General features: G+C 53.2%; 13 protein-coding genes. 2 read left to right on the top strand and 11 right to left on the bottom strand.

Going from position 1 to position 15,614, the window contains the following annotated elements; translation table 11 throughout:
• The 10 genes from D6694_12260 to D6694_12215 all read right to left on the bottom strand — a co-directional run.
• Nucleotides 1–129 (bottom strand): DUF192 domain-containing protein (locus tag D6694_12260; protein ID RMH38557.1); only part of this gene is annotated, 129 nt, incomplete at its 3' end.
• A 57-nt stretch (nucleotides 130–186) separates the two neighbouring features.
• Nucleotides 187–1,647: a CpaF family protein gene (locus tag D6694_12255; protein RMH38555.1), complete on the bottom strand. Its 1,461-nt coding sequence runs from the start codon at nucleotides 1,645–1,647 to the stop codon at nucleotides 187–189.
• Between the two features lie 24 nt (nucleotides 1,648–1,671).
• Nucleotides 1,672–3,663, bottom strand: coding sequence for a hypothetical protein (locus D6694_12250; GenBank protein ID RMH38554.1), 1,992 nt, complete (start codon nucleotides 3,661–3,663; stop codon nucleotides 1,672–1,674).
• A 33-nt stretch (nucleotides 3,664–3,696) separates the two neighbouring features.
• A complete protein-coding gene (locus tag D6694_12245; protein RMH38553.1) occupies nucleotides 3,697–4,686 on the bottom strand; it encodes a type II secretion system F family protein in 990 nt (329 codons plus the stop codon).
• A gap of 16 nt (nucleotides 4,687–4,702) precedes the next feature.
• The gene (locus D6694_12240; protein ID RMH38552.1) at nucleotides 4,703–5,638 is read right to left on the bottom strand and encodes a hypothetical protein; all 936 of its coding nucleotides are present in this window, start codon (nucleotides 5,636–5,638) and stop codon (nucleotides 4,703–4,705) included.
• A 22-nt stretch (nucleotides 5,639–5,660) separates the two neighbouring features.
• The gene (locus tag D6694_12235; protein ID RMH38551.1) at nucleotides 5,661–6,398 is read right to left on the bottom strand and encodes a prepilin peptidase; all 738 of its coding nucleotides are present in this window, start codon (nucleotides 6,396–6,398) and stop codon (nucleotides 5,661–5,663) included.
• A 63-nt stretch (nucleotides 6,399–6,461) separates the two neighbouring features.
• Nucleotides 6,462–7,715, bottom strand: coding sequence for a response regulator (locus tag D6694_12230; GenBank protein RMH38550.1), 1,254 nt, complete (start codon nucleotides 7,713–7,715; stop codon nucleotides 6,462–6,464).
• Between the two features lie 25 nt (nucleotides 7,716–7,740).
• Entirely contained in the window at nucleotides 7,741–8,565 is an 825-nt protein-coding gene (cpaB, locus tag D6694_12225; protein RMH38549.1) for a Flp pilus assembly protein CpaB, read from the bottom strand.
• A 319-nt stretch (nucleotides 8,566–8,884) separates the two neighbouring features.
• On the bottom strand, nucleotides 8,885–10,432 hold the full coding sequence (locus D6694_12220) for a hypothetical protein (GenBank protein RMH38548.1): 1,548 nt from the start codon (nucleotides 10,430–10,432) through the stop codon (nucleotides 8,885–8,887).
• Nucleotides 10,433–10,643: 211 nt separating this feature from the next.
• Nucleotides 10,644–10,799, bottom strand: coding sequence for a Flp family type IVb pilin (locus D6694_12215; GenBank protein RMH38556.1), 156 nt, complete (start codon nucleotides 10,797–10,799; stop codon nucleotides 10,644–10,646).
• A 413-nt stretch (nucleotides 10,800–11,212) separates the two neighbouring features.
• On the opposite strand from D6694_12215, the gene D6694_12210 reads away from it, so the two are divergent.
• Nucleotides 11,213–11,632, top strand: coding sequence for a hypothetical protein (locus D6694_12210; GenBank protein RMH38547.1), 420 nt, complete (start codon nucleotides 11,213–11,215; stop codon nucleotides 11,630–11,632).
• 394 nt (nucleotides 11,633–12,026) lie between these two features.
• Here the strand turns inward: D6694_12210 and D6694_12205 are convergent, their stop codons facing one another.
• Nucleotides 12,027–14,105: a hypothetical protein gene (locus tag D6694_12205; GenBank protein RMH38546.1), complete on the bottom strand. Its 2,079-nt coding sequence runs from the start codon at nucleotides 14,103–14,105 to the stop codon at nucleotides 12,027–12,029.
• Between the two features lie 741 nt (nucleotides 14,106–14,846).
• Here D6694_12205 and D6694_12200 point away from each other — a divergent pair.
• Complete coding sequence (locus D6694_12200; GenBank protein ID RMH38545.1) at nucleotides 14,847–15,212, top strand: hypothetical protein; 366 nt, start codon at nucleotides 14,847–14,849, stop codon at nucleotides 15,210–15,212.
• The last annotated feature ends 402 nt before the right edge of the window (nucleotides 15,213–15,614 follow it).

Raw genomic sequence — 15,614 nt, 5'->3', positions numbered from 1 at the left:
GGACATGAAGAAGCAGTGTACGCTGTTACAGGGCTCGATAAGCAGACCGTCCCCCGCGTCCAGGCGTTTCACCCCAATCAAGCCTTTGGTGCGGCTCCAAAAGGAATCGGCGACGCGTCCGTTGGTCATAAGGGCGCTGTTGCGATCGATGTTCCAAACCCTGGTGGACATGGGCGCCTCCTCCGTTTAGCGGAACCGCATGCGTTTCGGTGCAAAGAGATCCGGCGGCAAGGAGACCTGGTCTTCTTTCATGCGCTCCAGAACTTTCGGTCGAATTCCGGTTGGCTGGAGTTGGCCGATGATTCTGCCTTCTTCATCTACGCCTTCTTCCTCAAATCGAAAGATGTCCTGAGTCAAAATGGTGTCTCCCTCCATGTTCAGGACTTCGGTGCAGTACATGACCCGTCGGCTGCCGTCGCGGAGGCGATCCACATGCACGATCAAATCGATGGCGGAGGCGATCTGCTGGCGGATGGCCCGCAGGGGGAGTTCCATGCCGGCCATGAGGACCATGGTTTCCAGGCGGCTAAGGGTGTCTCGTGGGCTGTTGCTGTGGGCTGTGGAGAGGGAACCGTCGTGACCCGTGTTCATGGCCTGGAGCATGTCCAGGGCTTCGCCGCCGCGCACCTCACCGACGACGAGACGATCCGGACGCATGCGCAAACTGTTGATGACCAAATCCCGGATGGTAATGGCGCCCTTGCCCTCGATATTGGGGGGGCGAGTTTCGAGACGGACGACGTGATCTTGGCGGAGTTGGAGTTCCGCGCTATCCTCGATGGTGACAATCCGATCCGTATCGGGGATAAAGCCGCTGAGCACGTTGAGCAAGGTTGTCTTACCTGAGCCGGTGCCACCGCTCACGATGATGTTCAGGTGGGAGATCACGCACGCTTCGATGAATTTGGCGAACTCCTCCGTGAAGGAGCCGAAGCGGATCAGGTCTTCCACCGTGAGGGGGGTTTTGCTGAACTTGCGGATGGTGATGCTCGGGCCGTCGATGGCCAACGGCGGAATGATAGCGTTGACGCGGCTGCCATCTGGCAAGCGTGCATCCACCATGGGGCTGGCTTCATCGACGCGGCGCCCCAGGGGAGCGAGGATACGCTCGATGATTCGCAGAACATGGGCGTTATCTTGGAACTTCACATCAGTCAAGACGAGCTTGCCTCCTCGTTCAATGTAAACCCGACGGGGGCCATTCACCATGATTTCGGTAATGCTGTCGTCCTCCAGCAGGGGTTGCAACGGCCCAAACCCAAGGATGTCGGCCACAATCATGTCGAAAAGTTGCTGCCGCTCTGCCCGACTCAGGACCAAGCCGGCGGATGCAAGCGCCCGGCTGAAGATTGGTTCAATTGTCTGGCGTCCGCTTTCAATATCCAGTGTTATCGGGCTTTGGTTGAATTCGTTTAATAGTTCCTGTTGAACCTTGTCTTTGATCACGATGAAGGCAGGCGGGAAGTCGCCGCTAGGGACCGGGCGATTCCCACCGGTTCGTCGCCCGATACTCGTGATTGGCTTGGCTGGCTTCGCTAGCTCCAGTGTAGGGTTGGCGGTAGGCGTTTTGTTGGCGGATTGCGGCGTTGCAGGAGCAAGGCGCCTACCGCTTGAAGGCGTGGTGGGGGTACGCTTGAATAAGCTCATCTTCTCTTGTGACCTCCTGCCTGTTTACTCATTGCCGTTTTCATCGTACAGGGCCGGATCAAAGGTAGGAGCAACCTGTGCGGTCTTCTGTTCAATGTTTGGGATTTCGCGTCTGGGCATGACGAACACGGGGTCCCAATCGTTCCATTCGTTGTTGCTAATATTGCGCTGGTTGCTACCATCTACATTCATTGTCCAGATCTGTGCCCTGCCCGTGATTCGATTGCTCCAAAAGGCGATAGTTTGGTTATCTGGGCTCACTGTTGGGTGTTTGTCCCATTCCCAATCGTTGAACGTTAGGCGGTGAGGCTCTACATAGCCGTCGCTATTGATTTCTGAAAAGCGTAGCAGGAAAATCTCGTCACCCCAGTTTCCCCATCGGCCCCATGAAGGTCCTCGCGCATGTTGAGAGGTGAAGACAATAAATTCATTATTGGGCGAAAATACCGGCTGATAGTTGAGCGCGCTATTGTTAAGCAACTCGACTCGCGCTTCCCTCCAATGAGAGGGAACATCGTATCGCCAGATGTAGATCGACACGACGGCCGGGTTTGATCTGTCTCCCTCGACGTAGACACGACGGAGGTTGTCATTGCTCCACTGGGCTTGTTTAATCAAGTGCTCATAGAAGTAATTTGGATCGAGGACAGGCTGTTGCTCGCTCCCATCTGGGCGCATCACCCAAATACCTGACGGTGATCCCGGACGATCACTTCTATAAGCAATCCAGCCAATGAAATGTTCCAAGGGTTGGATGAGCTGACCACTTTCCTCTGGGTCTGGGGTAGGTGTTGGCTGAGGCATGGGGGTCGGCGTTGGGGTCGGCGTCAAAGCAAGGGCTACGAGCCGTTGCCTCATTTTTGCCTCTGCTGTGTTGACTCCGGGTACATTTGCTGCCGTCTGGTACTGCTTGAGAGCGCCTTTTAGGTCTCCTGCTTTTTGTAGCTGGCTCCCGTAGTGAAGCAACGCAAAGTAGAGCGCTTGACGGTTGTCGCCATTTAGGAAGTTCGGATCGACGCTATGAATCGCGCTCAGCAGAATAGCTGCTTCAGCAAAGCGCTCTTCGTCCATTAGTGAGCGCGCTTCAAGGTGTTTACCAAGTAGTTCGACCTGGAGACGGGATTCACGATCCCGGGGCTGCAAACTCAGTGCCAGCCGATACATCTCGATAGTCCGCTCTAGCTGAGCTCGAGACGGGCTTTGCTGTGAAAGTAATGTTCTTGCATAGTTCCGGTAACTCTCGAAAAGATGCTGTTCGACAGTGACTGAACGGTAGTCAATGTCACGGCCGCGCAACGCTGTATAAAGCTCAATCGCTCCTTTCCAGTCCGATGATTGGTACGCTTCCTCTGCCTCGATGAAAATCTCTTGTAGGGCGACCTGTGTCTCAATTTGCTCGATCCGTTCAGCGACATCCTTGTAGGCAGGGTCTTCTTGTCGTATTTCTCTGAAAAGAAGCAGGGCTTCGAGCGGATCCTTACTCGACAGTTCTACTGCGCGGTTATAGCGCGTTGCTAAGGAAAGCTCCCGTTGGGCTCTTTCGAGGCCTTGCGATGCGCTGCTATTGCCCGGATCGATTTCAAGGGCAGCGGCAAATAGATCGGCTGCTTCTTTATAGCGGGCTTGAGCGAGTGCAATTTGGGCGTCAGAGAGCATTTGAATTAACTCGGCTTGACGAGCATGAATGCGTCGAGCGGGTTCCAACCAGCGGTTGTAAACGAACCAGCCGGAGACGATTATCAGGGCAAGAACGATCGTGATTGCAAGCACGGTCAGGCGCCGGCGGTTGAGGAGGTAAATCGTGAGGGGCGAGCGCGCCGCGATGGAGCCTCGTTCTAGGTGTTCGCGGGCTCTGATTTCTTCGATCAGAGAGGAAATATCTTGTTGATCGGGGTACTCCTTTGCTAAGTCGCGCAGAGGCCCGAGGGCAGCTTTCCAGGCCCCCCTTTGAATGAGTTGCGCGGCTTCACGGTATCGAGGATCGTTAATGTACGAAACGCCACTTTGTACAGTCATCGTTCACTCATTTGACTCATAGGCCCAAGTAGATTACAGTCCGCCAATTGCATTCAAAATACCAGGGATTGCAGGGCCCAAGATAACAGCGAACAAAGCCGGAAATATGAAAAAGGCAATGATCGGTAGCATCTTGATGGGCATTTTATTGGCTTGCTCTTCCGCCCATTGGCGTCGACGCATGCGGATCTGATCGCTTTGGGCATGCAAAATATTCGCGATGGAGATACCAAGACTGTCAGCTTGGATGAGGACTGCAACAAATGCGCGGAGTTCAGGAACGTCATTCCGTTCGGCCATATTGCGCAACGCGTCAACGCGTCTCACGCCCATCTGCATTTCATGAACAACGCGTTCGAATTCTTCGGTAAGCGCGTTTTGCCAGCGTTGAGCCAGACGAAGAAGAGCGATGTCAAAACCGAGCCCTGCATCAACCATGGTGGTCAGCATATCCAGCGCGTCAGGTAAAGCGCGGGAGATTTCTTCTCGACGCTGTTGAATGCGTCGATTCAACCAATAATTTGGAAGGTATGATCCGAGACCTGCTCCGACCAAGCCGAACATAAGGGAGGAGAACAAAGGAGTGTCTCGCACAGAGACAAAGTAAATGATTGCCAGAACCCCGCCAAGGATGCCTGACAACACTTTGAGGCCAAGAAAGTCGATCACAACAAGATTGCCGGGATTGCCAGCCAGCGCTAGCTGCCTACGCACTTGCTCAAGGTTGTTCCGCGGTGTGAGCCGTCCGAGTCGGGTGAGTAGCGCTCTGCCAACTGGAAGTAAAATGCGTTCTGTGAATGGGACGTCAAATTCTGAGGAATCGTTCTGGCTCGTTGCGTTTGAAACCTTTTCGAGGCGGCGTTCTAAATCCCGCCTCTGTTTCTCCTGTAGCAATCCACTGACAAACAAAATGACAGCGAGCATCACGAGGATGGACAAGAAGCTGCTTTTCACTACCTGGCTGTGCAAATAAGGTTCCAAGAGCTGAATAAGTTCACGAAGTCCGAGCCTAAGTGCATCCATAACGCCTCCGCTCGCTTCAAACTTCTATGCTGTTGACCATCTTGCTGATGAGAATCAACCCCACCACAATGTTGATTGCTGCGCCGATAGGAATGAAAAACCAAGGAAAGACAAACATCTGCATCATATACCGAGGGTTAAGTAACATCAGGATGACGCCAAGGATAAACGGCATACCGGCCAGCATGTAACCGGTCATTCTTTGCATGCCTGTAATTGTGCGAATTTCACCCTTGATCTGAATGCGTTCACGAATGGTATTGGCAATGGTGTCAAGGATGCTTCCAAGGTTGCCCCCAACTTCGCTTTGCACATTGATGGCGGCAACCACCATTTCCAGATCTGGGCTTTCCATCCGTTCAAGTAAGCGATCAAGCGCTTCTGCCGTTGAAAGCCCGAGGCTCATTTCTTGGGTGACGCGACCGTACTCCTCTTTACTCGGGCTGGGCATTTCTTGAGCAACGAGCTGTAATGCCTGGACCAGACCGTAGCCAGAACGCAAGCTGCCGACTAGCAAGTTCAAGACATCTGGTAGTTGGGACTGAAAATCAGCAAGACGTTTCTCTTTTTGTCTTTTTAGCCAAAATCGTGGCCCCAATAACGCCAGAATGGCCAACCCGAGCCCGCTGTAAACGGTCCGCCCTATCAGGAAACCAAGCCCAAATGCACCGATGATGAGGGCGGCATTTAGGGCTAGAAATTCCACCGCAGTCATCTTGATGCCAGCCTGAGTCAGCGCAAGTGTGAGTTGGCTGCCAATACGGGCACTCTCGAATTGTTGGTTCACTCGTTGGCGGAAGGCGCCTTTATCATCCCCTTGACTGGCTCCAACAACCATCCGGCTATTTAATAGACGCTCTTCGATGCCCGTGTCGGGGCCGAGGAGCATGAAAATGCCTACAAAGAGCAATACGATCGCAGCCATGATTGAAAGGGTAATCAAGACAGTCATTTCGAACCTCTATGCATTGCGTTTAGATGAATCGCTGACTGTACCAGGCAAGAATTGTTGCGCCATGCCACAGAGTTATCAGCGCTCCAATGCAGAGAAATGGTGCATACGCAAGGGAGTCGTTTAGGTTTATGCGCCGGCTGAGTACCAAGAGTAAGCTTCCTATGCCGCCAGCAATGATGCCTATCGATAGAGCAATGAACACGTATGGATAACCCACCATCCCCCCGATCAGCCCAGCCAGCTTGACGTCTCCCATTCCCATCCCACCCTGTCTGAGCCCTGCCACCAAGCCAAATACGCCGAGACCGACAATTCCTCCGAGGATCATGCGTACCGTCACATCTTGTGGTCCAAAGAGCGCTGCTATGCCTATTCCTAGAGCAAGAGTTCCGCCTACAAGTACATTGGGTACTTTTCTGTGTTCTAAATCGATGACAGCAATAAGAAGCAAGACGCCACATGAAGCATAAAGAAAAGTGTCTTGGAGCCACGGCTTTTGCTGGACCGTATGCGATTGTAGCAGTGATGCTCCTGGTGCAGTGACAGCATGTGAGTAAAGCACCAAAGCGACAATTGATGCTTCTACGCTGATCCAACGCATCAGGCGATAAACCACATGGCAAGGAAATTCGTCTGCTTGCCAGAGTCGTTTCGGAAGCCAGTCTGCGCATACGTTGACGACAATTCCGATTCCGATTCCAAGAAGCACGAGGAAAAATAAGTTCGTGTCCATCGATGCTATCGTCTCTTGATTCATTGGCAAAAGGCGAGTCAGAGGAATGTCAGCCGAGCGCCTGCCTATGGGAAATGCCTGAACGATTCATGCTGCGCCACCCTGAAATAAAGTCGTCAAACGTCCGAATACAGAACTCCGCTGCTGCCTACTGGTCTGTTCAGATTGTTTCGGGCTGACCTTGTCTGCCAAACTCGCAATCTGGCGCGCCACTGCGCTTCTTGGATGACTTAAGACAAAAGGTACGCCCCGATTTAAGGAGTACGTGACCAGGCGGCTGTCTTCCGGGATGCGAGCAGTAATCTGTATGTTGAGGTGCCGGCTGATATTTTCAGCGAGAATGCCAGATTCTAGGCCGTCTCGATTTACGACAAGGCGAAGCTTTTCCCGGGGGAATCCCCCTTCGTCCACGCTGTGAAGGAAAGAAACGGTTCGGCGTAAGGCTGCAATTTCCGGTGTGACAATGAGGAGAACGTCATCGGCTAATGTAAGTGCTGGCTCTGTATGAGGGCCAATCATGGCCCCGTTATCAATCACAATGTAGTCTGTCTCGTGGGCGAGAATGGAAAGAATATGTTCGAAGTGTAGGGCCGAAGCCCGTTCGTCCGGCTCCAAAAATCGGCCGCCAGGTAAAACTTGAATTCCACTTGTGTGGGGCGACAGCATTCCGCGTACGAGCTCAGCGTCGACGTTCTCACCGTGTTGGAGGAGGTCCTCATAGGTGAAGTGCGCTTGGATATTGAGAGTAGCCTCTATGTCGCTCAGGCGGGGATGAGCGTCTAGAAGAATGACCTGTCCCTTTTGCTGTTGTTGTAACATGATGGCCAAGTTGGTGGCTAAGGTTGTGCTGCCAACTCCACCCTTCAAGCTCATGACCGTCAAAATATGAGCGGTAGACGTTCCACCGGTTGATCGTTTCCCTCCTCCGGTGCTTTGACGCAGATTTTCCATCTCCACTAGCTGACTAAGCGTCGTGAAGATTTCGGCTTCGTGCAAGGGTTTGGTCAAAAATGCTCGGGCGCCGGCTAGAAGCGCCTCTCTCACATAGTCTACGGCTTGTTCATCGGCCAGCGCCACGATCGGCGTGGCAGGGGCAATGATGGCAAGCTTTCGGATCGCCTCGATCGATGCGCCATCTGCTACGGCATCATCCACAAGGATAATGTCGGGCTGGTGCTGGGCAAGGACCTGAAGCGCTTCTTGTGTTGTGCGTGTGAAACTGGCCCGATAGTGCGGCTCGGTGTAAAAGGCCAACTCCAGCTTATTCAGAACGTCGGTATGACTGCTCAGAATTAGCGTTTGGATTTTCGCGGCAAGATTGTCGTTGCTGGCCATGGCCATACTCACGGATTGGTGTCAGTCGTGTCTAATCAGCCGTCTGTTCTTCTGCTGTGTCATTGGCGCTCTGTTGACGCCGTATAATTTCATTGACAAGTTCATCGGGCAGGCTGTCGAATAGCTGGAAGCGATCAACTAAGTATTCAGCATCGACAGGCGTAGTAGGGGAGAGGGCCTCTACACCTGGCGGCCGTAAGAAGAAATCCATCGATGCACCAATGTCGATCAGATATTTCAATACGAGGGCATCCTGTTGGCGAACGGCCAAGAGGACAGCATCAGGTTTCAGGAGCGCCCCACCCTCTTCCGTAGGAGGCTGGCTCCGAACCAGCCCTTTCACTTCCAGGTTCTGAAGGCTTAAAAAGGCCGCAGTTGTTGACTTGATTTCTTCCGTTTCTTTGTCGGTGTATTCCAGCGCTACCGTGTAGGCTAAATCGACGTGATCACCCACGCTTAGGAGGTTTAGGCTGCTCATAAGAGCGCTCGCTGGTACAGCGACCAGTACTTCATCTTCGTCAATTCGGTATAAGATGGGTGCATCTTTATCCGTGGGATCGACTAAGCGAGTCCGGAGCAGGATTTCCCCCTCTGCAATCGGGACAGTTGCCATTTTCGCGATCACATCATCGAGCGTGTCGATGTACGCTTCCGGTACAAGATTGGCTGGGACTTTTTTGACTGTAATCATGGACTCATCGATCAGGCGTCGAGCCGGAATGTCGACCGCAGCCACAAGAACGGGAATTGTAGGTGTCTGCTCGACAGCCGAGGATGTTGCGTTCATCACGGCATCATTGATGGCTCGGAATGTGAATAGCCCCGCAATCAGCGCCAATAGGATTCCTGAGGTCATCCACAACCATCCACGTCGTTGAGCCACTTTCTGTACTCCTTATATATGGAACTGGAGGTGTTACCCTTTCTCGGCGAAAGTAGGCGTTCGTATCTGCGGCTTACGAACACAATCCTGGTTAAAAATGAGAACAATCAGAGGTTTTCAAATATCGCATATTTATAATGATAAGAGGGACCCATAGTTTCAATAGTACTGAAGCGTCGACACTGGAGAGACGAGGAGATCAATGATCTGTGTGCGAATCGTGCTGTTGTGAGGATTCGGAACGGCGATTGCATCCTGAAGTGGCTAGGTGGCTAGGTTGTCGGAACCCCGGTCATGATCTAGGGTCGCCTTGCTCACGTGAATTCTTCGGTGCATCGGTTCGTTCAAACAGGACGGCTCGTTCGTCGCTGTAGATCTCGCGCCATCTGGGCGAAGAACGAACCGCAGATATCGCTGTTTGTTGATCCGATACGCTCAAGAATAAATGTGTGAATCCGTACCGTTGCGTGATTTTTTCCCAGTCGTATCGAGCATTATTTATCACAAGATAGTCCTCCCATTGCTCTTGGGGATAAAGTTCGATACGGGTGTCGATGAACACCGGATGGGTTGGGCAAGCCCATTCCTGGTAACTGCCAAAGGCTTGGTGTTGATATATGCGTGCCCCCTCTGCTGGGATATGGCTGCAGAGAAACGCTGTGGCACGAATTGGCGTCATGTGGCTTACTATTGGTTTTTGTTCAGCTAGCCAAGGAAATGCATTTCGTAGCCATGGCGTCGATAGGACAACTCCGATCCCAAGGAATATGAGGAGGGTCCCGTTCAGTAGTGGCTTCTGCTTCTCGGGGCGGTGCGTCGGAATCAGCGGTTGCATCAAAGATGCAAGGGGGGGGATTAGGACTAGGCCATACCAGGGAGCACTACGTCGGCTAAACAAAGTGAAAAAAGCAAAAATAAGGACACCGGCGACTTGATCGGCCTCCGGTCGCTTTTTACTTGTGGATAAGGCCGCAGCGAAGATCAACAGTGATGCGAAAAATAGGGCGCCTGCTGGAGTGCGGACCGTAATGGGCGCAAATTCCAAATTGCCCCGGAGCGTAGCGTCACTCTTCAGAAAGCCGGCAATATATACAATGTTGCCCAGGAAACCTTGCGGGTTAAGACTCAAGGCGACGATGGACGCACCGCCAAGGGCGATCAGCTCAAAAGCCTTGGTGGCCCTTGACGCGATTGACCTATTGCTCCATAACGTCCATAGTTGACCGCAGATATACAGGCCAAGTACTGCAAGACCAAATACAAAACCACCGTGGCTGTTTCCCCAAAGGACGAATAGCGGAACAGCCCACCATATCTGACGTCCTTTATTCTTTCGGTGGGATTCGATCAAGGCGATGAGTGCTCCAAACCACAGGAATGAAATTGATTGTGGACGAACCCCCCAGCTCCGGAATGCAACTGCTGCACCTACATATGATGCAATCACACCCGCCTTCAATCCGGAACTACGAATAGAAGACCGTAGGACCAGTGCATACCCCAAGGTGATGACCAGCGCATGAGTCATTAGGACGAGGGGAAGGCCTCCGGAACGATGGAGGATAAACAATGCGCTTTGCATAAGCCACGCCTGATTCATCCAAGGGGTGCCAGCCTGGGAAAAGGAGAATTCGTCAACGACCGGAATCCTATGTTCAGTTATAATAATTTGTCCCGTGCGCACATGCCACCAGTAGTCATTGGGTTCTATCGTGCGTGTGTTGAGCGCGATGAGCAATGTGGCCGGAAGCAGGGCTATCCATAGGATGTCAAGCGATGTCCACCTGACCCCTTGCGCTTGCCACCGTGGGGGGCTTGGCCTATCGACTACCTGTTGCATTTGAAGACTCTCCGCTTTTGTGTCGACTCTCTACTGGGTGTAATGGGTAGATGCACAAAAATGAGCGAGGCGACACCCCTTTGTGTCCCTCGCTCATTCCAGTTCCGTTATTTTGTTTGACACGACGCTAAGAAGCGTTCCCGTGTTCGCCGTAGCAGAAAGTTGTAGAGAGGGACATGTCCCTTCGTTTCTCAACTTCTGCTTGGAGGACCTAGAAGCTGAACTGGGTGCCCAGGCCGGCCAAGAAGCTGCTGATGTCGGTGCCGAAGGCGGTGACGCCGGCAATCGCGGCGACAGCGACCAAGGCAATAATCATGCCATACTCAGCAAGTCCCTGCCCGTCTTCTCTGGACAACGCCGCCATCATCTGAAGAACCATCTGCATTGTTTCACCTCCTATAAAGCGATAGAGCAGATATTCACACGCCTAGTTGTCTGAACGAACGATTGTTACTTGGATGCGCTCCAGCCACACACGAACGATGTAATGTTATTGATACCATTCACGCCTACGCTGCTTTCCTGAAACCATCCGTACCTTAGGGACCGCTTATGTATCGATACAGTGCTTCGCTTCGGTCCGGTGTTTGTGGCCTCAGTTTAAATTTTCCAGAGGTGAAGAACAATGGTACCTTGCTACCGAGGCTGATCTACCATTTGTACCATTGTCTGATTGGTACTAAGTCGTCTATTTTCGTCTGCTATCCCTTTGTGTATTCTTGAGGAAAGGCTGCGATGCACAACATGTGTGATTGACACCAAACAACTTCTGAGTTGCCTATGATCGGTCCGCGAACTGGAAGCTTGAAAATAGTGAAACAGGAGCATGGACAGAGTTTTGCCGAGCTCATGTTGATTCTGCCCGTGCTGTTGTTGCTCATGGCGGCCGTACTGGATGTAGGTCGTTCTCTTCAGGCTTACGTAACGCTGCTCAATGCAAGTAGGGAGGCGGCCATTCTTGGCGCTTCCGCCCAGACCGATGGCGGCGTGTTGAGTGCTTTGGTTGCAGATGAATTAGTGCGGGGTGGGCTTGATCCCAGCCTTGCGACTACAACTGTCTTATATCAAACATCTGGTTTTCCGCCCGAGAACCATATCATTGTTCAAGTTGACTACACTTTACCTCTACTAATGTCAGTGCTTGCGATTCCGAATCTGCAGCTTTCTGTGGACACGGAAATGGTTGCATATTGGCAATAGCCTGCCTCTCTTGTACACATATTTGTGTTGTACCCCCGTTATTGCGTCCCCAGAGGGTGAGCAAAGAGTTGGCCGTCCACTCGACAGGATTTTTGTCCCTTTTGCAGCACTTCTTACAGGAACGGCGTTGGTCCCATTTTAGCCACCAGGGGGCGAATGACTGGTTGGCGTGAAGAACTAGAATCTCTCAGCGATCGTTGGGCTGTTTATTCCTGTGCGTCAATTATGCTGGAGACTGGGTCTGCTCATCTGGGGTTGGCCCTAAGGCCTGTGAACATAGGTTCATGATAGTCGTAAGCCCTACGGCGAAGGTACTATGTTATTAGACAGGGGGCGGATGTTCGAACATCCGCCCCCCTCTTGCGTTAGCTCAACTTGACCGACAGTTCGGTCCCTATCTTCCAACGACAGGCAGATAAAGAATCTGCGCTTGATATACACTGGTCGGTCGTGACGAAAGGCGGCTCATTATCGGCATATAGACTCGATGAAGGTTGTCTTGGACGCCAAATACACCGTATTCCGTCGGTCGGCAGATCGAGACGACAAAATAGTCTTCGTCTGGGTGACGTTCGTATACGGATGTGGGTGAACATGTAGTCGCCGCATCTAGCCATGTTTCACCGTTCCAGTACATAAGGGTGAGGTGGTTTTCATCCAGCTCTCCAAGCTCTGCATCGTTGTACACCACTGTAATCTGGATCGGCACAGCGAAGACAAAGTCGTGAAGTGGTTGGCCATTCTGATATAGGTTCAGGCTGAACGCCTGCCCACCGAACCCAAAGCCTGGTTGCCACGCGTACACTGTGGTCATCGGCGCGTAGTTGAGCCTCGACTCAGCGTGGACAGCGTTTGGGGGCACGACGACATTTGTAGAGCCGGTGTTTTCGGGCGCTACATATTCGATTACGGCCTCGGTGTCTGGCGCCGCCACCGTTGTCGTCCCTTCTACCATGTTAACGTAGCCGAGCCCCTGCCCACCACTTGTTGCTGCAACGATTTTCGCCTGCCCTGTTTTGACATCCGCGACCAACGTGGTCGTTGCCTCTCCTGCGGCGTCTGTCATCACCGTAGGTTGTGCGAAGGTCCCCAAGGTGGTGGAGAGGTTGACAGCCTGATTTGCTAACCGGTTCCCTTTCGCGTCCTGGACTGTGATGTGGATTAGGCTTGTGCTTTGTCCGTCCGCGACAATTGTAGACGGGTCCGCCATGACAATGATAGGCGCTTCGATATTGGAATCATCTGCAGATGCATCGTAATTCTGATAGATTTCATCCTGGGTGAGGGCCCGGTCGTAGAAGGCGAGTAGATGGTATTCACCAAGCCACGGCCACTCTCCGGTCATCTCGCTTCCGAGAATGAGCTTGTAAGTTGTGTCCCAGTTGTCGATCAGTCCGCCTGTAACGCCGCTAGCCACCTCCACGCCATTCACGTAGAGCTTCGCGACTCCTGCCGCGTCCCGCGTGTAGGCCACGTGAACCAATTCCGGCTGCGCTGCTCCAATGGGTGATACGAGGAAGGGCATGCCGCTTTCAGATGTTGCCGAAGTGCGTAGACCGGCGATGTAGAGACTCTCCTGCTGGAATAGCGCAACATTTCGATGACTGGCGTCTTTGGAGAGAGACGCCATCACGGCCAAGGAGTCATTCGTGGAGGCCGGTGGTTTCACCCATGCTTCGATGGTCAAGGCATTGTTCCAGTTAGCCGCATTAATGATCTTTGTGGCCGGGCCGTCTGACAAAAGCTTCGTAGCGTCGTTGATGGCCAAGCCACCATTGAGCCAGCTCACCTTTCCCGCATCCTCGATGGTGAGATTCAGCGGTTGGCCCACACCTGACACGTCATACACAACCGAGCCACCACCTTCATTGAATGTGTACAATGCCTGGAGCCCGTACTTGACCCGACCTTCCTCGCCAGAAGGCACAATCGGTGGATCGTCAGACTCGCGGCACAGGGCATAGATGCCACCGGAGCCCGATAGGGCGACTTCGAGGCGAGAAACACTGCTAAGGTTCAATGGCACGTTGCTGATGCCGTTGTCCCCTGTGCTCGGGATGTCGACTGCAGCAATTAGTTGATCTTGGCTATCATAAGCGTAGACGACCCCACCTATCTCGTTGCCTTCGACGTCAACCACGTAGATAGACGTCAGATCTTGAGGCGTTTCGAATTCGAAGAATAGCATTCCGCCGCTCGACTCGTCGTCTGGGGTGTCGATCCGGCCGTCCCCATTATCATCTTTGCTGTTTTCTGCGACGATAAGCAGGTTGCCTAAAGGATAGCGGTTCTCGCCGGGTTTCCCGATCTTGCCGCCGGCCCCCATTCCAGGACCGCCGAAATCTTGATTGGGTGTACCCAAATCTGTGTCTCCGCCAGTTGGGTGACTGCTGTCGAACAGCACAGCCACATCTGGATGTCCCGAGCGATTGTTCTCTGCCCAAATCTGCACGCCAGGAATTTGATTCGTCATGATTGTGCCTGCTGGCAGTCCGTTGAAATCCAAGGATGCTTGATTCTCACAGAAACCTGGCGGTCCGTACTTCACCGTCGGCGTCGGCGTCGGTGTAGGTGGCGCCGGTTTGGGTGTCGGCGTCGGTGTAGGTGGTGCTGGCGTCGGCGTCGGCGTCGGTGTAAACGTCGGTGTCGCTTGCGCCTTGTCCGTAGTGGAGGGACCAGGCACAAGGCCGATATCGAATCCATTTCCACCCTTGGTTGCGACTACCACCTGACCGACTTCAAAGTTCTTCTGCAGGGTGAAGTAGTAGTTGCGTTGTTCGTTGTCCGCAAATCCCTGATCGAACTTTAGGCCTGTTATGCCCGTAGTGGGATCTGTGCCAATCTCCGGCATGCCGCTGCCGGGCAGTAGATTGTTTTGGGACGGACCCCATACTCCAGCCCCATTAACACCGCCGACCACCTGGTGAACACCACCTTGCTCCGTGAGGTCAAGGGCAAAGTCTACATGGCTGATTGACGGCTTGGAGCCAGACGAGATTGTGTAGTACCACGTAGACTGGCCTGTCGAGGGATAGTCGTACTGGACACCAACAAATGTCACCGTATCGTTTCCAATGGTGGTCGTAGCTTCGGATGTTGGCGTCGGTGTCGGATTTTGGTCGTCAGCCTCAGCCGATGAGGCGCAGCTAAGTGGAAGAACATCTCCCAGCGTTGGTTCCTGAAGGTGGACGACGAACGGCTGTGTGCTCGAAAAATGATACGTAGCATCCTGCATCTCGGCAAAGTTGGGGCCTCCTTGGCCCGTATAGTCGACGAGCAGGGCATCGTGAGGTCCGATGAAAATTGGTGTTCCATCGACTCGTTTCAGTTCGTCGGCCACGTATGTATAGGCTTCCGTTTCGACGGTGATTGCAGACTCATTCGGGTTGACCAGGAGGAGTGTCCTCGGGCGGTCCGGCTCATGGGAACCCCACCACCAATCGGTTTGAGCGATTCCGGCAAGGTCGATGTTTTGGTCAAAGGATACATGTACCTGAACGGGCGCAGAGGTATTCAACATCCGAGTGTGGTACCACGGATTGCCGGTGGCTTCATTCAAGAAAGCTTGTCCGTCGGGTAACGCGAGTTCAATTGTTCCGCGGGCAGGAACGACGTCACTGTTTTGATAGTAGTCAGCGACCGCGCCCTGATTGTCATAGACATAAATCGTTTGGGTGACTGCGACAGGCTGGTCTTGTGGATTGGTAATTCGCACTGCCGACATGTTCTGCGGTTCTTGAGCCTCGAGCCAGGCATACTGGGTGGCTAGGCAGCGGCCACCTGCGGGGGCGAACAACCCGGCAGTGTGCCCATGCGAAGTGTAACCACCCTGGTTGAATTCCTTGTTCCCATTGTCATCACCCTCGTCGTCGTGGTCCTTGTCGTCGTCGGGGTTGCAGGGCGAGTCGTTGCTGTCCGGATCGTTGCCGTGGTCGTCGTGCTCGTCGGAGCAACCCTCGTCGTCGTGGTCCTTGTCGTCGTC

This window comes from Gammaproteobacteria bacterium (genome assembly GCA_003696665.1).
In the GTDB taxonomy this organism is placed as follows: domain Bacteria; phylum Pseudomonadota; class Gammaproteobacteria; order Enterobacterales.
The sequence above is the reverse complement of the archived record's forward strand: the minus strand, read 5'-3'. Positions and strand labels throughout refer to the sequence as shown.

Coding starts and splice junctions, on each gene's coding strand:
- D6694_12255 (RMH38555.1), bottom strand. CDS start 1,647: ATGAGCTTATTCAAGCGTACCCCCACCACGCCTTCAAGCGGTAGGCGC.
- D6694_12250 (RMH38554.1), bottom strand. CDS start 3,663: ATGACTGTACAAAGTGGCGTTTCGTACATTAACGATCCTCGATACCGT.
- D6694_12245 (RMH38553.1), bottom strand. CDS start 4,686: ATGGATGCACTTAGGCTCGGACTTCGTGAACTTATTCAGCTCTTGGAA.
- D6694_12240 (RMH38552.1), bottom strand. CDS start 5,638: ATGACTGTCTTGATTACCCTTTCAATCATGGCTGCGATCGTATTGCTC.
- D6694_12235 (RMH38551.1), bottom strand. CDS start 6,398: ATGAATCAAGAGACGATAGCATCGATGGACACGAACTTATTTTTCCTC.
- D6694_12230 (RMH38550.1), bottom strand. CDS start 7,715: ATGGCCATGGCCAGCAACGACAATCTTGCCGCGAAAATCCAAACGCTA.
- cpaB (RMH38549.1), bottom strand. CDS start 8,565: ATGACCTCAGGAATCCTATTGGCGCTGATTGCGGGGCTATTCACATTC.
- D6694_12220 (RMH38548.1), bottom strand. CDS start 10,432: ATGCAACAGGTAGTCGATAGGCCAAGCCCCCCACGGTGGCAAGCGCAA.
- D6694_12215 (RMH38556.1), bottom strand. CDS start 10,799: ATGATGGCGGCGTTGTCCAGAGAAGACGGGCAGGGACTTGCTGAGTAT.
- D6694_12210 (RMH38547.1), top strand. CDS start 11,213: ATGATCGGTCCGCGAACTGGAAGCTTGAAAATAGTGAAACAGGAGCAT.
- D6694_12205 (RMH38546.1), bottom strand. CDS start 14,105: ATGACGAATCAAATTCCTGGCGTGCAGATTTGGGCAGAGAACAATCGC.
- D6694_12200 (RMH38545.1), top strand. CDS start 14,847: ATGATACGTAGCATCCTGCATCTCGGCAAAGTTGGGGCCTCCTTGGCC.